The sequence below is a fragment of the Agrobacterium sp. 33MFTa1.1 genome (genome assembly GCF_004328495.1).
Lineage (GTDB): Bacteria > Pseudomonadota > Alphaproteobacteria > Rhizobiales > Rhizobiaceae > Agrobacterium > Agrobacterium pusense.
The window spans coordinates 1,298,754-1,320,077 of the sequence record NZ_CP036358.1 but is presented as its reverse complement, the minus strand read 5'-3'; the positions used below and the strand labels follow the sequence as shown (position 1 = coordinate 1,320,077).

Here is a 21,324-nt window from a genome sequence, read left to right as displayed (position 1 = left end):
CGCTGCCGTGATGTGCAGATTGAACAGGTGCGAAGTGCCCCTGGCATCCGAAGGGATGCGAGGCCGGGTGCTAGAGAGTGGAAACCGGGGATTGATATGGCTCAGCCAAGCGTAGCGCGTGAACCGTCCATGGAAGAGATTCTGGCGTCGATACGCCGGATCATCGAAAGCAACGAGCCAGGGCCCGCCGGCGCATTTTCCGGCCAGTTACCGCCGGTTTATGACGATGAGGACGAGGCGGCAGGCGACGCAACTTACATGACGGAGCCAGCCAGCCCGCCGGCCCGCGTCCCTCCGCCGGCAAACCAGGCCTTTGGCGCGCGGCCTGCACAGGATTTTTCACCGGCTTATGAACAGTCCCTGGCCGAGCCCCAGGAAATCCCCGTCGAAAAGACGATGTCGCTCGCCGATGTCGCCGCGCGGGTTCGCGCTGCCGCAGACCGCAACGCCGCCATGGGGCCGCAGGCCTTCGCCTCGCAGGGCCAGCGCGCGGCGATGCAGGCTTCTCCAGCTTCCTCTTCTCCCGCCGTGCCGCAGACCGAACGGCCCGCGGCACAGCGTCCGACGGATGTACGGCCGCTGATGGTGGCGGCTGCGGCAACTGCTGCTGAACAGCAGGCGCCCGCCGCTTCCGAGGACCGGGCCGCTGCCGCTGCCATTGAAAGCGCGCCTGTACCGGAAAACCATTTTGATCATATGGCGCTGCGCGGTGCGATTGAAACCGCCGTAGCCGAGGAAGTTTTCGACATCGACGTGCAGGAACCCATTGCCGAGGCGCCGTCACTCGATCTGGTTGCGCCGCAGCCGGAAGACAAAGCACAGGCCGGCTCCGACCTGTCGCTCAACCTCATCTCGGCCGCCGCGGGCGCGCAGATCGCGCGTTCCTTCAGTGAGCTGGCCGAGGTTTTCGACGGCGTCGAACGTCGTTCGATCGAGGACATGGCGGCCGAGATGCTGCGTCCGATGCTGCAGGAATGGCTGGAAGACAATCTGCCAACCCTGGTGGAGCGTCTCGTGCGCGAAGAAATCGAGCGCGTGGCGCGCGGCTCGCGCCGCTGATTTTACGCTGGCCGCAGGGCCTGGTGCTTCCCGCCCGCCTCGGGAGGCGTGGCATTGGCGTTAAACAGGGGCCGCCCGGCACAGGGGCGGCTTTTTTATTGAAGATGAAAGCGTTATCGGGGCATAGTCGGCCATCGGGTCGCTCACGGAGCGTCCTGAGGGTCGGTTTCTGTTGACTCTCGACTGTCCATCCTTATTTAAAAAATCCACACAAGAACTCTAAAATTCAGGTCAGGAAATGCTCGAAAAGACCTACGATTCCGCCACCGTCGAACCGAAGATCGCCAAAGCCTGGGACGAGGCTAACGCTTTTCGTGCCGGCGCCAACGCCAAGCCGGGCGCGGAAACCTTCACCATCGTCATCCCGCCGCCGAATGTGACGGGGTCCCTGCACATGGGCCATGCGCTCAACAACACGCTGCAGGATATTCTGGTCCGCTTCGAGCGCATGCGCGGCAAGGATGTGCTGTGGCAGCCGGGCATGGACCATGCCGGCATCGCCACGCAGATGGTCGTCGAGCGCAAGCTGATGGAGCAGCAGCTTCCAGGCCGTCGTGATATGGGCCGCGAGGCCTTCGTGGAGAAGGTGTGGGAATGGAAGGCCGAATCCGGCGGCCTGATCTTCAACCAGCTGAAACGTCTCGGCGCGTCCTGCGACTGGTCGCGCGAACGCTTCACCATGGATGAAGGTCTCTCCGAGGCTGTTCTCGAAGTTTTCGTCACGCTCTACAAGCAGGGCCTGATCTACAAGGACAAGCGCCTCGTCAACTGGGATCCCAAGCTGCTGACTGCGATTTCCGACATGGAAGTCGAGCAGATCGAGGTCAAGGGTAATCTCTGGCACCTGCGCTATCCGCTCGAAAAGGGCGTTACCTATCAGTACCCGACCGCATTCGACGAGGAGGGCAAGCCCACCGAGTTCGAGACCCGCGATTATATCGTTGTCGCCACGACGCGTCCGGAAACCATGCTTGGCGATACCGGTATTGCCGTGAACCCGGAAGATGAGCGGTACAAGGGCATCGTCGGCAAACACGTCATCCTGCCCATCGTCGGTCGCAGGATTCCCATCGTCGCCGATGACTACGCCGATCCGACCGCCGGTACGGGTGCGGTCAAGATCACGCCCGCGCATGACTTCAATGACTTCGAAGTCGGCAAACGCTGTGGCCTGCGCGCCATCAATGTCATGAATATCGATGGTACCATCTCCATCAAGGAGAACGAGGATTTCCTCGAAGGCCTCGACCATCCGGCGGCGCTGCACGGCGCATGGGACCGGCTGGAAGGTCAGGACCGTTTTGCCGCCCGCAAGATCATCGTCGAAATTTTTGAGGAAGCCGGCCTGCTCGACAGGATCGAGCCGCACAAGCATGTGGTGCCGCATGGCGACCGCGGCGGCGTGCCGATCGAGCCGCGCCTGACGGACCAGTGGTGGGTCGACAACAAGACGCTGGCGCAGCCGGCGATTGCCTCGGTTCGCGAAGGCCGCACCAATTTCGTGCCGAAGAACTGGGAAAACACCTATTTCCAATGGATGGAGAACATCCAGCCCTGGTGCATCTCGCGGCAATTGTGGTGGGGACACCAGATTCCGGCATGGTACGGCCCAGACGGGCAGGTGTTCGTCGAGAAGACCGAGGAAGAGGCGCTGCAGGCGGCCATCCAGCATTACATCGCCCATGAAGGCCCGTGGAAGGCCTGGGTCGAGGAAAAGCTTGAGAACTTCGCTCCGGGCGAAATCCTGACGCGCGACGAAGATGTGCTCGACACCTGGTTCTCTTCTGCGCTCTGGCCGTTTTCGACGCTCGGCTGGCCGGAACAGACGCCGGAACTGGCGCGCTATTATCCGACAAACGTGCTTGTCACCGGCTTCGACATCATCCCCTTCTGGGTGGTGCGGATGATGCAGATGGGCCTGCATTTCATGAAGGACGACGCCGGTAACCCGGTTGAGCCGTTCAGCACGGTCTATATTCATGCGCTGGTTCGCGACAAGAACGGCCAGAAGATGTCGAAATCCAAGGGCAACGTCATCGACCCGCTGGAACTGATCGATGAATATGGTGCCGATGCGCTGCGTTTCACGCTTGCCATCATGGCGGCGCAGGGTCGCGACGTGAAACTCGATCCGGCACGTATTGCGGGTTACCGCAATTTCGGCACGAAGCTCTGGAATGCGACGCGCTTTGCCGAGATGAATGGCGTGAAGCGTGACCCGCATTTCCTGCCGGAAACCGCCTCGCTGACGATCAACCGCTGGATCCTGACCGAGCTTGCCAACACGGCCCGCGATGTGACGGCGGCACTTGAGAACTTCCGCTTCAACGATGCGTCAGGCATTCTCTACCGTTTCGTCTGGAACCAGTTCTGCGACTGGTATCTGGAACTGCTGAAGCCGGTCTTCGGCGGCGACGATGAAAAGGCCAAGTCGGAATCGCAGGCCTGCGCGGCTTATGTTCTGGATGAGATCTACAAGCTGCTGCATCCTTTCATGCCGTTCATGACGGAAGAGCTTTGGGCGCATACGGCCGGTGAGGGCAAGGAGCGCGACGATCTGCTTTGCCTTACCGACTGGCCGGAGCCGGAGTTCCGCGACGACGCCGCGGCTGCGGAAATCAACTGGCTGATCGATCTCGTGTCCGGCATTCGTTCGACGCGCGCCGAGATGAACGTGCCGCCGGGTGCCACTGCCTCGCTGGTGGTCGTTGGCGCCAATACCTCCACGGAAGCACGGCTCGATCGCCACGCCGCCGCTATCCGGCGTCTGGCGCGGGCCGATGAAATCCGTGCCGCCGATGTCGCGCCGAAGGGATCGGCCCAGATCATCGTCGGTGAGGCGACCATCTGCCTGCCGCTTGGCAATCTGGTCGATCTTGCGGCTGAAAAGGCTCGTCTCGAGAAGGCGATCGGCAAGGTGGACGCGGAAATGGAACGCATCGACAAGAAGTTGTCGAACGAGAAATTCGTGGCCAATGCTGATCCGGAAGTCGTTGCCGCCGAACGCGAGCGCAAGGCTGAGCTTGAAATTCAGCTCACAAGCCTGAGAACGGCGCTCACGCGGGTAAGCGAAGCGGGGTAACATGCCGCTTGCGGCTTTGCATGAACAAAAACGCCCCGCTAAAAACGGGGCGTTTTTGCTATGGAGCGACAGGTCGCCGTCTATCGATTGCTGCGTTGCAACGACGAATCATGTTGCTCGCTGGAGGGCGATCATTTCTCGCCATTCAGTCAAAAAAGCCAACAAAAACGGCGTGATAAGCGGCTTTCTTCGGGAAACGCGCGTGTGTGGTTATTTGGCGACAATTCCCGTCACGCGTGGGAAATTGTTTCATTTTGTGTCGGATCGCTTCCGTTTAATTAGAAAAATAACCTAAAATGATTATGCAAGGGGATCGACATGAAATTCTTACGTAAAAAATGGAGAAGTGTCGCAGAACTGTGCCAGTGTGCGGCAGATTGTCATTTTCCGCGAAGCGCTTCACTCTTTTGATGATCACATTGCCTTGATTGGGGAGAGAGATGGCAAAAACTGCAATTTTTCGCGGCGCGGTATGTTTCGCAGTCAGCATCGCGGCGGTAACGCCTTCACTGGCCGGCGGTCTCGAGCGCGGCGGTTATAATATCGATCTGTTGTTCGATCCGTCCGATTACGTTCTCGACAGCTCCGCGACCTTCGTCGCACCGCAGCGCAAGGTAGAGAATGCGCGGGACAATCCGCTGAAAAGTGGCCCCTTGCCTGCATCCTGGTCCAGGACGGCAGATGATTCCGAAAACTTCTGGTCGACCCGCATCGGGGCCAAGGCATCGATCGGCGATTTCGGCGACTGCATGTTCGACTATTCGCAGCCCTGGGGCGCGCATCTCAATCCCGGTATCTGGCAGGGATCGAGCTACAATATCGAAACCAAGGTCAAGTCGCACAATTACGCGACAACCTGCCGGGTGAAGTTCGATCTTGGCAAGGGTGACTTCTCGATTATCGGCGGCGGCTTCTATCAGGAATTGAGCGGCTATAAGTATCGTCAGGTTCTCGGGCCGGCCGTTCTGGGCCTCAATCCGGCCTGGTCCAGCTTCAGCGGCGTCGGCAAACTTGAGATGGAAGGTGACGGCTGGGGCTGGCGCGCCGGCATGGCCTACGAGATTCCCGAGATCGCGTTCCGCGCCAGCCTAGTTTATAACAGCGCTGTCGATCACGATTTGACCGGCTTCGCCGATGTTAGAGGGATCCCACAGACACCGCCGTCCATATCTCCGACGCTTGCAAAATACGGCGGCAAGCTCGTGCCGATCTATGGCTCTGTTTCCATGCCAGACAGCATCGAACTAAAAGTTCAATCCGGCATAGCGCCAGACTGGCTTGCTTTCGGTTCCGTGAAGTGGACAGACTGGAGCCAGATTCAGGTCATTCCTTTCTGCGCGGTCGGCACATCTCCCTGCGTCCCAAGTGGCGCAGACACGCTGAACACGCTTGACCTGTTCTATCGCGACGGCTGGACGATCTCCGGCGGCGTTGGTCACAAGTTCAACGAACAGTGGAGCGGAGCCGTCAGCCTGACCTGGGATCGCGGTACGTCCACGGTCATCGGCACCCAGACAGATACGTGGACGCTCGGCACCCAGATTGTCTATTCGCCCAACAAGAACATCGAGTTCAAGATTGCCGGTGCTCTCGGCCTCCTGACCTCGGGCAGCTCCTCCATCAATGGCGGACCCTGCGGCGCTGGCTTCACCTGCGGCAACGAGGCAGGCTACGATTTCGGCAACGACCTCGTGGCAGCCATCTCGACGGGTGTGAAGGTCAAGTTCTGATCCCATCCTTTCGCTGATGCTAAAATAAAGGTCCGGTTTACCAACCGGGCCTTTTTTCATGTCCGACTATGATTCCTTCTCGATAAAATTTTCTGGCCCGAAAGTTTTGTGACGATTTGGCAACACTTTTCTGCAAGCGTGGGGTCGCGTTGGAATGTGAGCATATCTGTCCATTTCCCGCCACAAACAGGGTGCTTGGCTTATGTTTAGGGCAGCGGGATCGGAAGAACATGCAGGCGTTTGATGTGGGCCCGCGGGGTTGCAGAAAGTGAAAACAGGTTTGGATTCAGGGTTTAAGCAAGTAATACGGGAATTTCATCCGGATTTCTTGTTTGGCGCTGACCGGTGGATGGCGGAACGCCGTTATATTGCCGGAAATTATGCCTATATCTGTCTAACTGGAAAATTTGGGCAATTGCCGCAGGAGACCACCGGTGGTGCGCTGGAAAGTGCTGCCGGAAAGACGCAGTGTGTTCAAAAAATCGCGACCCGGCGGGGTTCGGCTTTGCAGTATTCCGCAAGTATTGGCTATATGCCGGGAAGAGTGAGAGAAGTTCGCTGAAATGCTGAAATGTGAAGCCAACGTTTTAAAGCCGCTCCTCATGGGCATGTTGCTTGCGTCGCTCGCAATGCCTGCCGCGGCTTTTGACATCAATGCGGGCGTGACCAAGGAATCCGGCCCCTTCGACCTGTTCAAGTTCGGCTTCAAGGCCTACAAGAACGGCAACAAGGGTGAAGCTGTCGAGGCCTATCGCTACGCGGCCGAAAAGGGCCATACAGGCTCGCGCTGGGCGCTTGCCAACATGTATGCCTATGGCGATGGCGTCGCCAAGAACGACTTCGAAGCTTTCAAGATCTACAGCGAAATCGCCAATCAGGGTGTCGAACCGGGATCGGAGGATACCGGCTTTTTCGTCAATGCGCTGCTGTCTCTCGCTGATTATTACCGCCACGGCATTCCCGGAAGCCCCGTCAAAATGGACCTTTCACAGGCCCGGCAGCTTTATTTCCAGGTTGCTTCCACCTTCGGTGTGGCTGAGGCCCAGTTCCGTCTGGCAGAGATGATTCTTGCCGGCGAGGGTGGCCGCGCGGATGTGCAGCAGGCAAAAAAATGGCTCAACCAGGCCCGCAAACACGGCCATGCCGGCGCCATGTCGATTTTCGGCAACCTGATCTTCCAGGAGGGCCAGACGACGCAGGGCCTCGCCTTCATGACGGCGGCGCTGGATAAATGCACGGCGGCGGACTGTACCTGGATTCAGAACCTGCAGGAGCAGGCCTTTTCGCTGGCGGGTGAGAACGATCGCCGTGCGGCAATCGCAATGGCGCAGACCATGCGGATTGACGATCCGGATTGAAAATTGCCGCGCCAGAGCTCGGTAAAGATGGCCTGTCAGCCAGCGGGGCTGAAATCGAAGTAACCGCAGACCGGCACGTGGTCGGATGGTTTTTCCCACGCACGCACATGTTTTTCGATGCTGACCGATTCCAGCCTGTCGGCTGCTTCGGCTGACAGCATCAGATGGTCGATGCGGATGCCGTTATTTTTCGGCCATGCGCCGGCCTGATAATCCCAGAAGGAATATAGTCCTGCTTCATCCGTCGTCGCGCGTGCGGCATCGGTAAAGCCAAGGTTCTCCAGCTTGCGGAAGGCTGCGCGGGTCTTCGGCAGAAACAGCGCGTCACCTTCCCACACGCGGGGGTCGTGACAATCGAACGGTTCCGGAATGACGTTGTAGTCCCCCGCGAGGATCAGCGGCTCCTCGAACGCGAGGCGATCTTCGGCAAAGCGCCGCAGCCGCTCCATCCAGGCGAGCTTGTAGGGATATTTGACCGGATCGTCAGGCGGATTGCCGTTCGGCAGGTAAAGCGAGCAGACGCGGATGGCGCCACCGTCGACGGAAAACACGCCTTCGATGAAACGCGCCTGCTCGTCGGCATCATCACCCGGCAGGCCACGATTGACCTCATCGGGCTTCACCTTGGAGAGCAGGGCAACGCCGTTGAAGCCCTTCTGGCCGTGGGTCTCGACGTGATAACCAAGCGCCTCAATCTCCAGCCGCGGAAACCCCTCATCGACCGACTTGATCTCCTGAAGGCAGACGATATCAGGCGAAGAATCCTTCAGCCACTGGCAGAGGTTTTCGATGCGCGCCTTGACGCCGTTGATGTTCCAGGTGGCAATCTTCATCGGAGTTTCCCTTTTGTGAGGGTACTTTTACCCGATGCAAAAGCGATTGCCACCGTTTTTGGAAGGTGGTGGCGAGGATGTGGTGGATAGAGGGGAGGTTGGTAGAGTGAACTGGGCTGCGAAGTCAGCGTCATGTCTCTACCACCTCATTCCTGTGCTTGTTACAGGAATCCAGCCGACGCGCGTCTGCGCGGCGGGGAGACAGGGATGAGGCAGGAGAGGGACGCGGATCACCTCAAAGCTGAGAGCATTGAGGCAGGGCCGCGGACCGTTTCACTCAGATCGAGAAGCTGGTGCCGCAACCGCAGCTAGCCACGGCATTGGGGTTCTTGATCTGGAAGGACTGGCCGAGCAGATTATCGACGAAGTCGATTTCAGAGCCCGCCATATAGACGACCGAAAGGCTGTCGATCAGCACCTTGGCATCACCGCGCGCAATCACGATGTCGTCATCGGCGGGGTCTTCGGCCAGATCGAACTTGTAAGAGAAGCCCGAGCAGCCGCCGCCTTCGACGGAGACGCGCAGCGCCCGTTTGCCGGCGTCGGCGGCGACGATCTGGGCGATTCGCTTTGCCGCTGCTTCCGAAAGGGTAATGTCGCTATTTTCCATGTCGTTCCTCCTGCCGGGGTCAAGAACCGGAGAGCAATAATCTCGTTGTCACTATTATAAACCGGTCAAATTAACGGTCTATAGCCTGTGTGAGGGCGTCTGCGCGGCGATGATGCTTTGCGCTGACCTCTGCGATAGGTATGAAGGGTGAATGAAAAGGTCAATGGCCGAGACCAAAAGGAAGTCGCGGCCATAAGAAGTCAACAGGTGGATGCATGATCATAGACCAGCGCGCATTGGGTTTCGGAAGTGGGGAGAGGGCGGTTTTCGCCTCGGATCCATGGACGACGCGCGGGCGTCTGTTTCCGGAAGAAGGAAGCCTGACGCGTTCCGAATTCCAGCGTGACCGGGACCGCATCGTCCACACGACAGCCTTTCGTCGCCTGAAGCACAAGACGCAGGTCTTCATCAGCCCCGACGGAGACCATTACCGCACGCGGCTTACCCACACCATCGAGGTCGCGCAGATCGCCCGGGCGCTCGCCCGCGCGCTGAAGCTGGACGAGGATCTGGCTGAAGGCGTGGCGCTGGTGCATGATTTCGGCCACACGCCTTTCGGCCATACCGGCGAAGACGCGCTCGATGCGGTGCTGTTGCCCTATGGCGGGTTTGACCACAATGCACAGTCCCTGCGTATCGTCACCAAGCTGGAGCGCCGCTACGCCGAATATGACGGCATCAACCTGACCTGGGAAACGCTGGAAGGTCTCGTCAAGCATAATGGCCCGCTGGTGAACGCGAAGGGTGAGGGGATCAAGGGGCCGGTTCCGCTGCCCATCCTCGAATATTGCGAGTTGCAGGATCTCGAGATCGGCAGCTATGCCAGCCTTGAGGCGCAGGTGGCGGCGATTGCCGATGACATCGCCTACAATACCCACGATATCGATGACGGTCTGCGCGCCGGTTATCTCACCTTCGAGATGCTGGAGGAGGTACCATTCCTCAGCGGCCTCATGGCGCAGGTGCGGGCGAAATATCCCGTGCTCGACAAGGAACGTTTCGCCAATGAGATCATGCGCCGCCAGATCACGCACATGGTTGAGGATGTGATCGGCGTGGCGCAGCAAAATCTTGCCCGGCTGAAGCCGCAGCGGGCCGCCGACATCAGGGCCGCCGATTTTACCGTCGCCACCTTTTCGCCCGAGATGGCCGAGACTGACAGGCAGATCAAGAAGCTGCTGTTTGCCCATATCTATCGGCACCCGGACATCATGCGCATCCGCGCCGGCGCGACGCAGATCGTCACCGATCTTTTCCACCGATATATGGAAACGCCGGCGGAAATGCAGAGCCACTACTGGGTAGACAGCATTTCCGGCATGAGCGTGGCCGCAAAAGCCCGGCATGTGGGCGACTATCTGGCCGGCATGACCGATAGTTATGCACTGCGCGCCCACCAGCGGCTGTTTGACCACACCCCCGATTTGAGATAGGGCAGCGGGCGATCGCGAAGCCGACCGGCTAAAATACCGGACATGAACAGAAGCCCTTCGCGCAGGTTGGAACGATGAACATTTTTGCCGATTTCGATACCAGGATCAAAAACGCGCTCGAGACCCTCGACCTCGTGAAAGAGAACCGCGAAAAGGTCGATTTCAGTCGAATTACCGTCGAATCCCCGCGTGATCTCAGCCACGGCGATGTCGCAACCAATGCCGCCATGGTGCTGGCGAAACCGCTCGGCACCAATCCGCGCGCCCTGGCCGAACTCATTGTGCCGGCGCTTCAGGCGGATGGCGATGTCGATAGCGTCAATGTCGCGGGTCCTGGCTTTATCAATCTCAAGGTGTCGGTTGGTTACTGGCAGCGTCTGCTGGCAGATATGATCAACCAGGGTATCGATTTCGGCCGCTCCACCATCGGTGCGGGCCAGAAGATCAACGTCGAATATGTCTCGGCCAACCCGACCGGCCCGATGCATGTCGGCCATTGCCGTGGCGCCGTTGTCGGCGACACGTTGGCGAACCTGCTCGCATTTGCTGGTTACGGCGTGACCAAAGAATATTACATCAACGATGCCGGCTCGCAGATCGATGTGCTGGCCCGTTCGGTGTTCCTGCGGTATCGCGAGGCGCTCGGCGAAGATATCGGCACCATCCCGTCCGGTCTCTATCCCGGTGATTACCTCGTTCCCGTCGGCCAGGCGCTGGCCGATGAATATGGCATCAAGCTGCGCGCCATGCCTGAAGAAAAGTGGATGCCTATCGTCAAGGACAAGGCGATCGACGCGATGATGGCGATGATCCGCGAGGATTTGGCGCTTCTCAACGTCCGGCACGACGTGTTCTTTTCGGAGCGCACGCTGCATGAGGGCAATGGCGGGCCGATCCTGTCGGCCATCAACGACCTCACCTTCAAGGGCCATGTCTACAAGGGCACGCTGCCGCCGCCGAAGGGCGAATTGCCTGATGACTGGGAAGACCGCGAACAGACGCTGTTCCGCTCCACCGAAGTGGGCGATGATATGGACCGCGCGCTGATGAAGTCGGACGGTTCCTACACCTATTTCGCCGCCGACGTCGCCTATTTCAAGAACAAGTTCGACCGTGGTTTTTCCGAGATGATCTATGTGCTCGGCGCCGACCATGGCGGTTACGTCAAGCGTCTTGAAGCCGTCGCGCGCGCCGTCTCCGAGGGCAAGTCGAAGCTGACGGTTCTTCTGTGCCAGCTCGTCAAGCTGTTCCGCGACGGTGAGCCGGTGAAGATGTCGAAGCGCTCCGGCGACTTCGTGACCCTGCGCGACGTTGTCGACGAAGTGGGTCGCGATCCGGTGCGATTCATGATGCTTTATCGGAAGAATTCCGAGCCGCTGGACTTCGATTTTGCAAAAGTGACCGAACAATCGAAGGATAATCCGGTCTTTTACGTGCAATATGCGCATGCCCGCTCAATGTCGATCTTCCGGCAGGCGCAGGAAGCGTTTCCGGGGCTTTCTCCTTCGGCCGAGGAGATGGCGGCATCTGTATCTTTGATCAGCGATATCAATGAGTTGCAGCTGGTTGCAAAACTCGCGGAATATCCGCGCCTGATCGAATCCGCGGCCCTTTCGCATGAGCCGCACCGGCTTGCTTTTTACCTCTATGATCTCGCCAGTTCCTTCCATGGACACTGGAACAAGGGTAAAGACCATCAGGAATTACGTTTTATTAACGATAAAAACCGAGAATTGAGCATTGCCAGACTTGGGCTGGTGAATGCTGTCGCGAATGTTCTGAGGTCTGGACTGACGCTTTTAGGAGCGGACGCACCTGACGAAATGCGATAACATCTCACCATTATTTGCTCACAATACGCTGGCAAGAGCTGCAATGCGTAGATGGTGGAACACGTAATGGTCGAAAAAAATGTCGCGTATAACCGGGACGCCCGGTCCGAAGGCTTCGCTGACAACGATCCTCTGGCAGAACTGGCGCGTATCGTCGGCTTCGAAGATCGTCCTTCGCATGCGGGTTCCGAAGCTGCGCCACGCGCTGCCTCACCGGTTGCCCGCCGCGAACCCGAATTTAATCTCGAGGACGAGCTGCTTCGGGAATTCGAGGTTTACGATGCGCCGCATGCCGATCCGATCGTTCTTGATCCGGCAAACGATGTTCGTGCAGGCATCCATCCAAGCGATTTCATGCAGCGGGTCGAATCCGTTTTCGCTCGCCGCGAGCCCGAACTTGCGCCGGCAGCTGAACCGGAACCCGAGGTGACATTCGCTCCCGAAGCAGCGGAAGAGCTGCTTCCAGAGGTCAATGAGGCCTATATCCACAATTACGTCGAAACCCCCACGCAGGATATCCGGGCGGATTTCCGCGATGATGCCGGCGCGGTGGCTGAAGTTTTCGATGTGCATTCGCGCCAGGCGCGTCCTGCCGAGCCGATGGTCTACGAGCAGGCTGCCTCACAGGTGGCATGGGAAGAGCCGCAGGCCGCGGAACCCGTCCAGCCGGAATGGCACGCCATGCCGGAGCTTCCGGCAGATGTCTCCAGCAATATTGCTGCCGCCGCTTATGCTGCTACACCGGAGTCCCAGAGCCTCGATCTCGCCGATGAAGTGGAAATCGCCGTCGCCGAACAGGCGCCTGCTCCGATTTCCGTTCGTCCGCCATCGCATGGCGGCCGGTCTTCGCTGGAATTTTCGAGCCTGCGGTTGCCGCTTGCCAATTTCGGAGCCCGCCGCGATGTTTCGGCTGCCGACCCGAAGCGGGTTGAGCCGCGCTCCGAACGGCAGCCTGCCGCGGCCCGGGTAGAGCCTCAGGTCGAAGTCGCTCCCGTGCCTGCCGTCGTCCAGGCGGAAGAGACCGCGCCATCCTTCACGCCTTCGGTCGCCGAGGTCTTTACGCCTGCCGCAGAGCCTCTGACGGTTGAGGCTGCCGAGAAGCCGGCGGCGAAACATCTCTCGCCGATGGACGAGTTGATTTACGACGTCGCGAAATATTCCATTCCCGGTCGCGGTGAAGCGCCGCTCGTGCAGGCGGTCCCCGCAGCGCAGGCTGCCAAGGTTGAACCGCCCGTGGTTACTGCCGCTCCGGTCAAGGCAGCGCCGGTTGCCGATGCAGCGCCCGCAGCACCCGCCGAGGAGCTTGATTTCGCCGGCTTCAATGATGATGATTTCGAGCTTGCGCTTGACGATCTCGATCTCGATCTGGATCTGTCCGACATCGCTGAAGCGGAGGTCGCGCCAGCGCCTGCACCGCAGCCGGTTCGCCAGCAGCCGGCCGCGCCGGTGGCCGTTCAGGCACCCGCACCGCAGCCGGTGAAGGTGCAGCCCGCACCGCAGCCCCGGCCTGCGCCCGTTGCCGCACCTGTTGCTGCCGTTGCCGCCGCACCCGTTGCTGCCGCTCCGGTTCAGCCGCGCCCGGCCGCTCCCCAGCCTGTCGCGCCACAGACGCTGGAAAGCCTGCCTTTCGATCCCTCGCAGATCGGTGAGACGGAAGAGCATCCGGAAACCATCGTCGAGATGGATGTACCGGAACTGCCGGTTGGCGTTTTTGAGCCGAAGCCGGCTCCCCGCCGCCATGAGGAAGACCTCGACATCGACACCGAGCTTGCGACGCTGTTCGCTCCTGCTGTTGCCGGTGGTCTCGACCGCCACAAGCACGCGGAAAACCGCGGAGCTGCCCAGGCTCGTCCTGTTCAGGCTCCGGAAGAGGCCGACGAGTTCGAACGGGCGCTGGAAGAGGATTTCCGCCGCTCCATGCAGGAGGCTGCCGCTTCCCGTGGCAATGCGCCTCGCGAGCCCGAAAATACGTACGTCGACAATCAGGCTGCTTATCGTGACGAGGATGAACGCGGCGGTCGCCGCTGGATCATGCCGGTTGCGGCTGCCATCGGCTTGGTGCTGATCGGCGGCGGTGTTTACGCGCTGGTCTCCGGCGGTTCGTCGAGCACCGGTTCCAACGGCGCGCCGGTCATCATCTCCGCCGATAACGACCCGATGAAGGTCGTGCCGGAAAATCCGGGCGGTCGTGTCGTGCCCAATCAGGACAAGGCGGTTTATGATCGCGTTGCCGGCGGCAGCGCTGCCGATCCGAAGCAGCCGGCGCTGATTTCCAGCAACGAACAGCCCGTGGACGTGGTTCAGCGGACTCTGATTCCTGAACAATTGCCGCTGGAAGGCGAAAACGACGCCGATATGGAAGCCGCTGGCACGCCGGTTGGCGAGACCGAGGATCCGCGCCTGCTTTCGCCGGAAGAAAAGGCCGCACAGAACGAAGGTTCGGCCGCGACCGGCGTTTCCCCGCGCAAGGTCCGCACCATGATCGTCAAGCCTGACGGCACGCTTGTCGCACAGGAAGTCGAGGTGCCGGCAGCCCAGCCGCCGAAGGCTGACAAGGTCGAGGAACTTGCTGCGCCGCAGACCGCCAAGCCGGGTGAGGGCGCTCCCGCCGTCATCGCCGCATCGCGGGTTCCGGTCGCGCCGGAACAGGCTCAGCCGCAGGCCAACACGCCTGCCGCCACCAAGCCGGCTGCGCAGTCCGCCGCGCCGCTTCCGGCAACACGTCCGTCCTCGCAGCCCGCAAACGTCGTGGCGACGGTGACCAATCAGGGCAATGTTCGTCCGACGACGACTGCGCCTGCTCAGCCGCAGGCCGCGCAGCAGCAGACCGCAGCTGCTACACCGGCTGCGACCAGCACGCCGTCCGCCGGTGGCTACTATATCCAGATCGCGTCGCTGCCGAGCCAGGCGGAAGCGCAGAAGTCCTACCAGAACATGTCGGCCAAGTTCGGCTCGGTCATCGGTGGACGCGGCGTCGACATAAAGGCTGCCGAAATCGCCGGCAAGGGCACCTTCTACCGCGTCCGTATCCCGGCCGGTGACAAGAACGAAGCCGTGGCGCTGTGCGAAAAATTCCGTTCGGCCGGTGGCAGCTGCCTGGTGGCGCGGTGATAGCGGGCAATATGGCTTCGTAACGATCAGGGCTGCCGAGTGGGGCAGCCCTTGGCATATTCGGGCCTTCCGGCAAACTCTACGTCATCCTCGGGCTTGACCCGAGGATCCACGGCCGCCGGAATGGATCCTCGGGTCAAGCCCGAGGATGACGCGGAGAAATTAACCGGACCTCTCCGCAGTCTCGGTGGCTAAAGGTCATTCTTCCCTTATCCCTTTTGTTCTCAGACAGGCGTGACACCATGACCGATTGCAAAGCTATGATCCTCGGATGCAGCGGGCTTTCGCTGACTGCCGACGAGATTGCCCTTTACCGCGATGAGCAGCCCTGGGGTTTCATCCTGTTCGGGCGCAATATTGGCGAGCCGCAGCAGATCACCGATCTCGTCGCCGCCATGCGCGATGCCGTCGGGCGGGCAGATGCGCCGGTGCTGATCGATCAGGAGGGCGGACGGGTTCAGCGTATCAAGCCGCCGATCCTGCAGGCTTATCCGAATGCCCGCATTCTCGGTGAAATCTATGAGCGCGACCGGGGTGCCGGTCTGCGTGCCGCCTGGCTGATGTCGCGACTGCACGCGTTTGACCTGATGAAATTCGGCATCAATGTCGATTGCCTGCCGGTGCTCGACGTGCCGGTGGAAGGCGCCAGCAATGTCATCGGCAACCGTGCCTATGGCTATACGCCGACCATGGTGGCCGAGATGGGGCAGGCGGCGGCCGACGGGCTGAAGGCGGGTGGCATGCTGCCTGTCATGAAACATATGCCGGGTCATGGTCGCGGCATGGTGGATTCGCATCATGAACTGCCGGTGGTCGACGTGCCGCTCGATGAGCTGGATGCGCATGACTTCGTGCCCTTCCGGGCACTGAACCGCGAATTGATGGCGATGAGCGCGCATCTGGTGTTCAACGCCGTCGACCGCGAACGGCCGGCGACGACATCACCGAAGGTGATCGAGGAGATTATTCGCGGGCGGATCGGATTTGACGGCCTGCTGATGTCCGACGACAGTTCGATGAACGCGTTGAAGGGCACGCTGGGTGAAAGAGCTGCGAATATTGTTGCTGGCGGCTGCGATATAGTCTTGCATTGCAACGGCGTGATGGGTGAAATGCTCGAGGTTGTGAAAGAGGTTCCCGTTCTTTCCGGCCGGTCGCTGGAGCGGGTGCGGGCAGTTGAAGCGGGTTTCCCGACTGCGGACCCATCCGACGAAGCGGAACTGAGAGCCGAATTCAACGCCATGTGGGCCGTTTCCTGACAGTCGGGCGGCCGCTCACTCGGGATCAAGGCCGGAAGCTCCGGCGGATGGAACGATGGCCGCAGACAAATCTCGCAATTCGACACCGATGGACAAGCTCTGGCAGGATGTGACGCCGGAGCGGCTGACGGGCGAGGCCGGACTGGTCATCGATGTCGCGGGTTTCGAAGGCCCGCTTGATCTCCTGCTGCATCTTGCCCGCACGCAGAAGGTGGACCTGTCGCGCATTTCAGTGCTGGCGCTTGCCGAGCAATATCTGCAATTCGTTGAAAGCGCGCGGCGCGTGCGCATCGAGTTGGCGGCCGATTATCTGGTCATGGCGGCGTGGCTCGCCTTCCTCAAGTCCAAGCTTCTCATTCCGCAGCAATCCAAGGATGACGGCCCCTCGGGTGAGGAAATGGCCGCAACCCTTGCCTTCCGGCTGAAGCGGCTGGAAGCGATGCGCGAGGCGGCGGAACGCCTCGTCAACCGCGCCCAGCTCGGCCGCGATGTGTTTGCCCGTGGTGCGCCGGAGCATATTCCGCACATCAACCGCTCTGCCTACGAGGCGAGCCTTTATGACCTGCTCAGCGCCTACGCCAATCTGCGGCAGAGACAGGCGATCACCCAGGTCACGATTGAAAAACGGCAGGTCTGGTCGCTGGTCGAGGCGCGGGAGCTTTTAACCGGTCTCCTCGGCGATGTCGGAGAATGGACCGCGCTCGATCAATATCTGCTGCAATATGTCCCCGATCCCGCGATGCGGGTGACGGCGATCGCCAGCGCCTTTGCCGCGTCACTGGAACTTGTGCGCGAGGGTACGCTGCAAATCCGGCAGGAGGGCGCTTTCCAGCCCATCTATATGCGCCGTGGCACGAGGGATGATCGTGCGGCGGTCGCCGAGAGGACTGACAATGACTGATAATGATGAGACGGCCGAGGCGACGATCGCGACGGATGGGGTGGGACTAGAACCCACGGTATTTTCCGAGCGCCAGTTGAAAGAGGCCGAGCGGATCGCCGAGGCTTTGGTTTTCGCCTCGGCCGAGCCGGTCTCTCCGGGTTTCATTGCGGAGCGCCTGCCGCGCGGCATGGATGTCGACGCCGTTCTTCAGCATCTGAAAGCCGCCTATGCGGGCCGGGGCGTCAATCTCGTGCAGGTGGGCGGGCAATGGGCCTTCCGCACTGCCGGCGATCTTTCCTTCGTCATCCGCGCCGAGGAAAAGGAACCTAAGAAGCTCTCTCGCGCGGCGCTGGAAGTCCTGGCGATTATCGCATATCATCAGCCGGTGACACGCGCTGAAATCGAGGAAATCCGCGGTGTTCAGACCTCACGCGGCACGCTTGACGTCTTGATGGAGGCGGGCTGGGTCCGGTTCCGTGGCCGCAGGCGCACACCCGGCAGGCCGGTGACGATCGGTACCACGGTTGAGTTTCTCGACCATTTCGGCCTCGAGGAGTTGCGCGACCTGCCGGGGCTCGAGGAGCTGAAGGGAGCAGGGCTGCTTTCCGGCCGCATACCTTCCAATTTCGGCGTGCCCCTGCCGATGATGAGCGACGAATTGCGTGAGGATGAAGACCCGATCACGCAACTTGATCTGGAAGAGCTGGGCCTGCTTGCGCCTGGTGGTGGCGACGGCGACGATTGAGATCGTTATCGCGCGGGCGACACGACGCAAAAACTTTATGCTCACACCCTGTTGAAGCGGCAATTTGTTGTTTGAAAAAGCCTTTCAAACGTCTTACATCGTCTGAAAGCGAAATTCAGGAGTTTCAGTTATGGGTTCTTTTAGTGTGTGGCATTGGCTCATCGTGCTGGTGATTGTTCTCGTCCTTTTCGGACGCGGCAAGATCCCGGAATTGATGGGCGATGTCGCCAAGGGCATCAAGAGCTTCAAGAAGGGCATGGCTGACGAAGACCAGACGCCGCCGCCGGCCGATGCCAACACGAAGACCGTCGACCACAAGGCTGACGAGATCAAGTAAGCGGCCCTGCCGTTTGGTTTGAGACTGACGCGCGTTAGGGTCTCGGGAGCATATTGATGTTTGATATCGGCTGGAGCGAGCTGCTGGTGATTGCGGTCGTACTGATCGTGGTTGTCGGGCCGAAAGACTTGCCGCCCATGATCCGCGCCTTTGGCAAGACCATGGCTGGCCTTCGCAAGATGGCGGGGGATTTCCGTACCCAGTTCGATGAGGCCCTCAAAGAGGCCGACATGGACGATGTGCGCCAAACCATATCGGATGTCCGCAATCTCAACCCGACCAACTCGCTGCGTGATGCGATGAACCCGCTTCGCCAGCTCGGCAACGAGATCAAGTCCGATCTTCAGAAGGCGACCACGCCGCCTGAGGGCCTGTCATCCTCGCCTGCTACGTCGACCGCAGCACCGGCGACCAGTGAGCCGGTTGCACCGCTCGTCAGCATTCCCGAGCCTGAGATGAAGCTGCCGGATACCCCGCCCGTGACTGCCAGCGCCCCCGTAGCGGCACCGGTCGTACCGGCGGAAAAGCCGAAGCGTGCCCGGGCTAAATCGATTGCGACCGTCGAGGCGGAAGCGGTTGCCGCCAAGCCGAAACGCGCCAGCCGCGCCAAAGCGGTCGCGGCGTCCGAACCCGTTGCTGTCAATTCCACGGAGACTTCAGCAGCAAAGCCGACCGTAAAAGCCGTCGCGAGAAAAGCGGCCGCCAGGAAAGTCGTGGCTGAAAAGCCTGTCGTGGCCGCCGATGCCAAGCCGGTGAAGCCGGCGAGAACAAAGGCTGCAAAGCCCAAAAAGGATGAAGCATGAGCGGGGACATCGAGGACAAGCCGCAGCCGCTTATCGAACATCTGATGGAACTGCGCACACGGCTGATTTGGTCGCTGGGTGCGTTCTTCGTTGCCTTCATCGCCTGTTTTGCCGTTGCCAAGCATCTCTTCAACCTGCTTGTCATTCCCTATAAGTGGGCGGTTCTCTGGGCCGGCCTTGATGTGACGAAGTCGTCGCTGATCTATACCGCGCCGCAGGAATTCTTCTTCACGCAGATCAAGGTCGCCATGTTCGGCGCGATGGTCATCTCCTTTCCGGTGATCGCCTCGCAGCTTTATAAATTCGTGGCACCCGGCCTCTACAAGAACGAGCGCGCCGCTTTCCTGCCCTTCCTCGTCGCATCGCCGATCCTGTTCCTCATCGGAGCGGCGCTCGTCTATTTCTTCTTCACGCCCATGGTCATGTGGTTCTTCCTCGCCATGCAGCAATTGCCGGAAGATGGCGAGGTCGCGATTTCGCTGATGCCGAAGGTGTCGGAATATCTGAGCCTCATCATGACGCTGGTGCTGTCCTTCGGTCTGGTGTTCCAGCTGCCCGTGGTCACGACGCTTCTGGCGCGCGTGGGCCTTCTGACCAGCGACTGGCTGCGTGAGAAGCGCAAGTTCGCGATTGTCATGGCCTTTGTGGTCGCGGCCGTGCTGACCCCGCCGGACCCGATGTCCCAGATCGGTCTTGCACTGCCTGCGATCATTCTCTACGAGATTTCCATCTACATGGCTCGACTCGTGGAGAGGAAGCGCGCTGCGGAATCCGCAAGCACGGAGCTGGAGGAGACCTGAGTTTTCGAAGGTCTCGCCGCTCAAGACATCTCCTCGCGCCGGGCTTCTGCCCGGCGTTTTGCTGTAAAACATCGGTGATGCAACAACGGTCTGGAACGACGATGCACGACATTAAATGGATACGTGAAAACCCCGAAGCTTTTGACGCGGCGCTCGCACGCCGTGGCGCGGAGCCTGCGGCCGCAGGTCTGATCGCGCTCGATGAAAAGCGCCGTTCCGTCATCCAGTCCCTGCAGGACATGCAGTCCCGCCGCAATGCCGCCTCCAAGGAAATCGGCGCCGCCATGGCGCAGAAGAACATGGAGCTTGCCGAAAAACTCAAAGCCGAGGTCGCCGACCTCAAGGACAAGATGCCGCGTGCCGAGGAGGAGGACCGCCAGGTCACCGCCGAGTTGAACGACGCCCTGTCGCGCCTGCCGAACATGCCCTTCGACGATGTGCCCGATGGCAAGGACGAGCATGACAATGTGGTGACCCGCGTCGTCGGCCAGAAGCCCGGCTGGAACCACGAGGCCAGGGAACATTTCGAAATCGGCGAAGCGCTTGGTTATATGGATTTCGAGCGGGCCGCCAAACTTTCGGGTTCGCGTTTCACCGTTCTCACCAGCCAGCTCGCGCGGCTGGAGCGGGCGCTCGGCCAGTTCATGATCGACCTGCACACCTCGGAACATGGCTATACCGAAGTTTCCTCGCCGCTGATGGTGCGCGACGAGGCGATGTTCGGCACGGGGCAATTGCCGAAATTCTCCGAGGACCTGTTCAAGACCACCGATGGCCGCTGGTTGATCCCGACGGCGGAGGTGACCCTGACCAACCTCGTGGCCGGCGAAATCCTCGAGCAGGAAAAGCTGCCCCTGCGTTTCACCGCACTCACACCGTCCTTCCGCTCGGAAGCGGGTTCGGCAGGCCGTGACACGCGCGGCATGCTGCGCCAGCACCAGTTCTGGAAGTGCGAGCTCGTCTCCATCACCGACGCGGAAAGCGCTGTCGCCGAGCATGAGCGCATGACGGCCTGCGCCGAGGAAGTGCTGAAGCGGCTGGGCCTGCATTTCCGCACCATGACGCTCTGCACCGGTGACATGGGCTTTGGCGCGCGCAAGACCTACGATCTGGAAGTGTGGCTGCCCGGTCAGAATACCTATCGCGAAATCTCGTCCTGCTCGGTCTGCGGCGATTTCCAGGCGCGCCGCATGAATGCGCGCTATCGCGGCAAGGACGACAAGGCGACGAAGTTCGTGCATACGCTGAACGGTTCCGGCACGGCTGTCGGCCGCTGCCTGATCGCCGTTCTCGAAAATTACCTGAACGACGATGGCTCTGTCACAATTCCTGATGTGCTGCTGCCCTATATGGGCGGTCTGACGCGGATCGAAAAGGCGGCTTGATTTCAAAGATGCCGACATGCCGGACTTGATCCGGCATCCATCCAGCCCAAGTCGTTGGGCTGAA

18 protein-coding genes are annotated in these 21,324 nt (G+C 60.3%); 16 read left to right on the top strand and 2 right to left on the bottom strand.

Annotated features, from left to right (window positions below; genetic code table 11):
- Positions 1-96 precede the first annotated feature (96 nt).
- The 6 genes from popZ to exoR all read left to right on the top strand — a co-directional run bounded on the left by popZ (position 97) and on the right by exoR (position 7,229).
- Complete coding sequence (gene popZ, locus EYD00_RS06650) at positions 97-1,059, top strand: cell division protein PopZ (protein WP_004442172.1); 963 nt, start codon at positions 97-99, stop codon at positions 1,057-1,059.
- A 238-nt stretch (positions 1,060-1,297) separates the two neighbouring features.
- The gene (locus EYD00_RS06645) at positions 1,298-4,141 is read left to right on the top strand and encodes a valine--tRNA ligase (protein ID WP_004442169.1); all 2,844 of its coding nucleotides are present in this window, start codon (positions 1,298-1,300) and stop codon (positions 4,139-4,141) included.
- A gap of 1 nt (position 4,142) precedes the next feature.
- Positions 4,143-4,436 (top strand): hypothetical protein, encoded by a 294-nt coding sequence (locus EYD00_RS25880; protein WP_131258793.1) that lies wholly within the window; start codon positions 4,143-4,145, stop codon positions 4,434-4,436.
- 145 nt (positions 4,437-4,581) lie between these two features.
- Positions 4,582-5,871, top strand: a complete 1,290-nt coding sequence (locus tag EYD00_RS06635; protein ID WP_004442167.1) for an outer membrane protein transport protein — start codon at positions 4,582-4,584, stop codon at positions 5,869-5,871.
- 268 nt (positions 5,872-6,139) lie between these two features.
- Entirely contained in the window at positions 6,140-6,433 is a 294-nt protein-coding gene (locus EYD00_RS06630) for a hypothetical protein (RefSeq protein ID WP_244467030.1), read from the top strand.
- 1 nt (position 6,434) lies between these two features.
- Positions 6,435-7,229: an exopolysaccharide production regulator ExoR gene (exoR, locus tag EYD00_RS06625; RefSeq protein WP_004442165.1), complete on the top strand. Its 795-nt coding sequence runs from the start codon at positions 6,435-6,437 to the stop codon at positions 7,227-7,229.
- A gap of 35 nt (positions 7,230-7,264) precedes the next feature.
- Here the strand turns inward: exoR and xth are convergent, their stop codons facing one another.
- Both xth and erpA read right to left on the bottom strand, forming a co-directional pair.
- On the bottom strand, positions 7,265-8,062 hold the full coding sequence (gene xth / locus EYD00_RS06620) for an exodeoxyribonuclease III (protein ID WP_004442163.1): 798 nt from the start codon (positions 8,060-8,062) through the stop codon (positions 7,265-7,267).
- Between the two features lie 277 nt (positions 8,063-8,339).
- Positions 8,340-8,672 (bottom strand): iron-sulfur cluster insertion protein ErpA, encoded by a 333-nt coding sequence (gene erpA, locus EYD00_RS06615; protein ID WP_004442162.1) that lies wholly within the window; start codon positions 8,670-8,672, stop codon positions 8,340-8,342.
- Between the two features lie 215 nt (positions 8,673-8,887).
- Here erpA and EYD00_RS06610 point away from each other — a divergent pair, with 215 nt between their 5' ends.
- From EYD00_RS06610 to serS, 10 genes are all read left to right on the top strand, one after another.
- Complete coding sequence (locus EYD00_RS06610; RefSeq protein ID WP_004442160.1) at positions 8,888-10,105, top strand: deoxyguanosinetriphosphate triphosphohydrolase; 1,218 nt, start codon at positions 8,888-8,890, stop codon at positions 10,103-10,105.
- A gap of 74 nt (positions 10,106-10,179) precedes the next feature.
- Positions 10,180-11,937: an arginine--tRNA ligase gene (gene argS / locus EYD00_RS06605; RefSeq protein WP_004442158.1), complete on the top strand. Its 1,758-nt coding sequence runs from the start codon at positions 10,180-10,182 to the stop codon at positions 11,935-11,937.
- A 66-nt stretch (positions 11,938-12,003) separates the two neighbouring features.
- Positions 12,004-15,048, top strand: a complete 3,045-nt coding sequence (locus EYD00_RS06600) for an SPOR domain-containing protein (protein WP_004442154.1) — start codon at positions 12,004-12,006, stop codon at positions 15,046-15,048.
- 242 nt (positions 15,049-15,290) lie between these two features.
- The gene (nagZ, locus tag EYD00_RS06595; protein WP_022556274.1) at positions 15,291-16,307 is read left to right on the top strand and encodes a beta-N-acetylhexosaminidase; all 1,017 of its coding nucleotides are present in this window, start codon (positions 15,291-15,293) and stop codon (positions 16,305-16,307) included.
- Between the two features lie 55 nt (positions 16,308-16,362).
- On the top strand, positions 16,363-17,208 hold the full coding sequence (locus EYD00_RS06590; RefSeq protein WP_034498970.1) for a segregation and condensation protein A: 846 nt from the start codon (positions 16,363-16,365) through the stop codon (positions 17,206-17,208).
- Positions 17,201-17,935, top strand: coding sequence for an SMC-Scp complex subunit ScpB (gene scpB, locus EYD00_RS06585; RefSeq protein WP_004442146.1), 735 nt, complete (start codon positions 17,201-17,203; stop codon positions 17,933-17,935). The genes EYD00_RS06590 and scpB overlap by 8 nt, the downstream gene beginning before the upstream one ends.
- Before the next feature lie 130 nt (positions 17,936-18,065).
- The gene (locus tag EYD00_RS06580) at positions 18,066-18,272 is read left to right on the top strand and encodes a twin-arginine translocase TatA/TatE family subunit (protein WP_003509722.1); all 207 of its coding nucleotides are present in this window, start codon (positions 18,066-18,068) and stop codon (positions 18,270-18,272) included.
- Positions 18,273-18,328: 56 nt separating this feature from the next.
- Entirely contained in the window at positions 18,329-19,075 is a 747-nt protein-coding gene (tatB, locus tag EYD00_RS06575; protein ID WP_004442140.1) for a Sec-independent protein translocase protein TatB, read from the top strand.
- Positions 19,072-19,875 (top strand): twin-arginine translocase subunit TatC, encoded by an 804-nt coding sequence (gene tatC, locus EYD00_RS06570; protein ID WP_022556270.1) that lies wholly within the window; start codon positions 19,072-19,074, stop codon positions 19,873-19,875. The genes tatB and tatC overlap by 4 nt, the downstream gene beginning before the upstream one ends.
- Positions 19,876-19,976: 101 nt before the next feature.
- On the top strand, positions 19,977-21,260 hold the full coding sequence (gene serS, locus EYD00_RS06565) for a serine--tRNA ligase (protein WP_004442134.1): 1,284 nt from the start codon (positions 19,977-19,979) through the stop codon (positions 21,258-21,260).
- The last annotated feature ends 64 nt before the right edge of the window (positions 21,261-21,324 follow it).

What these genes read in the sequence shown, in the direction of transcription:
- popZ (WP_004442172.1), top strand. Translation starts at nt 97, where the DNA reads ATGGCTCAGCCAAGCGTAGCGCGTGAACCGTCCATGGAAGAGATTCTG.
- EYD00_RS06645 (WP_004442169.1), top strand. Translation starts at nt 1,298, where the DNA reads ATGCTCGAAAAGACCTACGATTCCGCCACCGTCGAACCGAAGATCGCC.
- EYD00_RS25880 (WP_131258793.1), top strand. Translation starts at nt 4,143, where the DNA reads ATGCCGCTTGCGGCTTTGCATGAACAAAAACGCCCCGCTAAAAACGGG.
- EYD00_RS06635 (WP_004442167.1), top strand. Translation starts at nt 4,582, where the DNA reads ATGGCAAAAACTGCAATTTTTCGCGGCGCGGTATGTTTCGCAGTCAGC.
- exoR (WP_004442165.1), top strand. Translation starts at nt 6,435, where the DNA reads ATGCTGAAATGTGAAGCCAACGTTTTAAAGCCGCTCCTCATGGGCATG.
- xth (WP_004442163.1), bottom strand. Translation starts at nt 8,062, where the DNA reads ATGAAGATTGCCACCTGGAACATCAACGGCGTCAAGGCGCGCATCGAA.
- erpA (WP_004442162.1), bottom strand. Translation starts at nt 8,672, where the DNA reads ATGGAAAATAGCGACATTACCCTTTCGGAAGCAGCGGCAAAGCGAATC.
- EYD00_RS06610 (WP_004442160.1), top strand. Translation starts at nt 8,888, where the DNA reads ATGATCATAGACCAGCGCGCATTGGGTTTCGGAAGTGGGGAGAGGGCG.
- argS (WP_004442158.1), top strand. Translation starts at nt 10,180, where the DNA reads ATGAACATTTTTGCCGATTTCGATACCAGGATCAAAAACGCGCTCGAG.
- EYD00_RS06600 (WP_004442154.1), top strand. Translation starts at nt 12,004, where the DNA reads ATGGTCGAAAAAAATGTCGCGTATAACCGGGACGCCCGGTCCGAAGGC.
- nagZ (WP_022556274.1), top strand. Translation starts at nt 15,291, where the DNA reads ATGACCGATTGCAAAGCTATGATCCTCGGATGCAGCGGGCTTTCGCTG.
- EYD00_RS06590 (WP_034498970.1), top strand. Translation starts at nt 16,363, where the DNA reads ATGGCCGCAGACAAATCTCGCAATTCGACACCGATGGACAAGCTCTGG.
- scpB (WP_004442146.1), top strand. Translation starts at nt 17,201, where the DNA reads ATGACTGATAATGATGAGACGGCCGAGGCGACGATCGCGACGGATGGG.
- EYD00_RS06580 (WP_003509722.1), top strand. Translation starts at nt 18,066, where the DNA reads ATGGGTTCTTTTAGTGTGTGGCATTGGCTCATCGTGCTGGTGATTGTT.
- tatB (WP_004442140.1), top strand. Translation starts at nt 18,329, where the DNA reads ATGTTTGATATCGGCTGGAGCGAGCTGCTGGTGATTGCGGTCGTACTG.
- tatC (WP_022556270.1), top strand. Translation starts at nt 19,072, where the DNA reads ATGAGCGGGGACATCGAGGACAAGCCGCAGCCGCTTATCGAACATCTG.
- serS (WP_004442134.1), top strand. Translation starts at nt 19,977, where the DNA reads ATGCACGACATTAAATGGATACGTGAAAACCCCGAAGCTTTTGACGCG.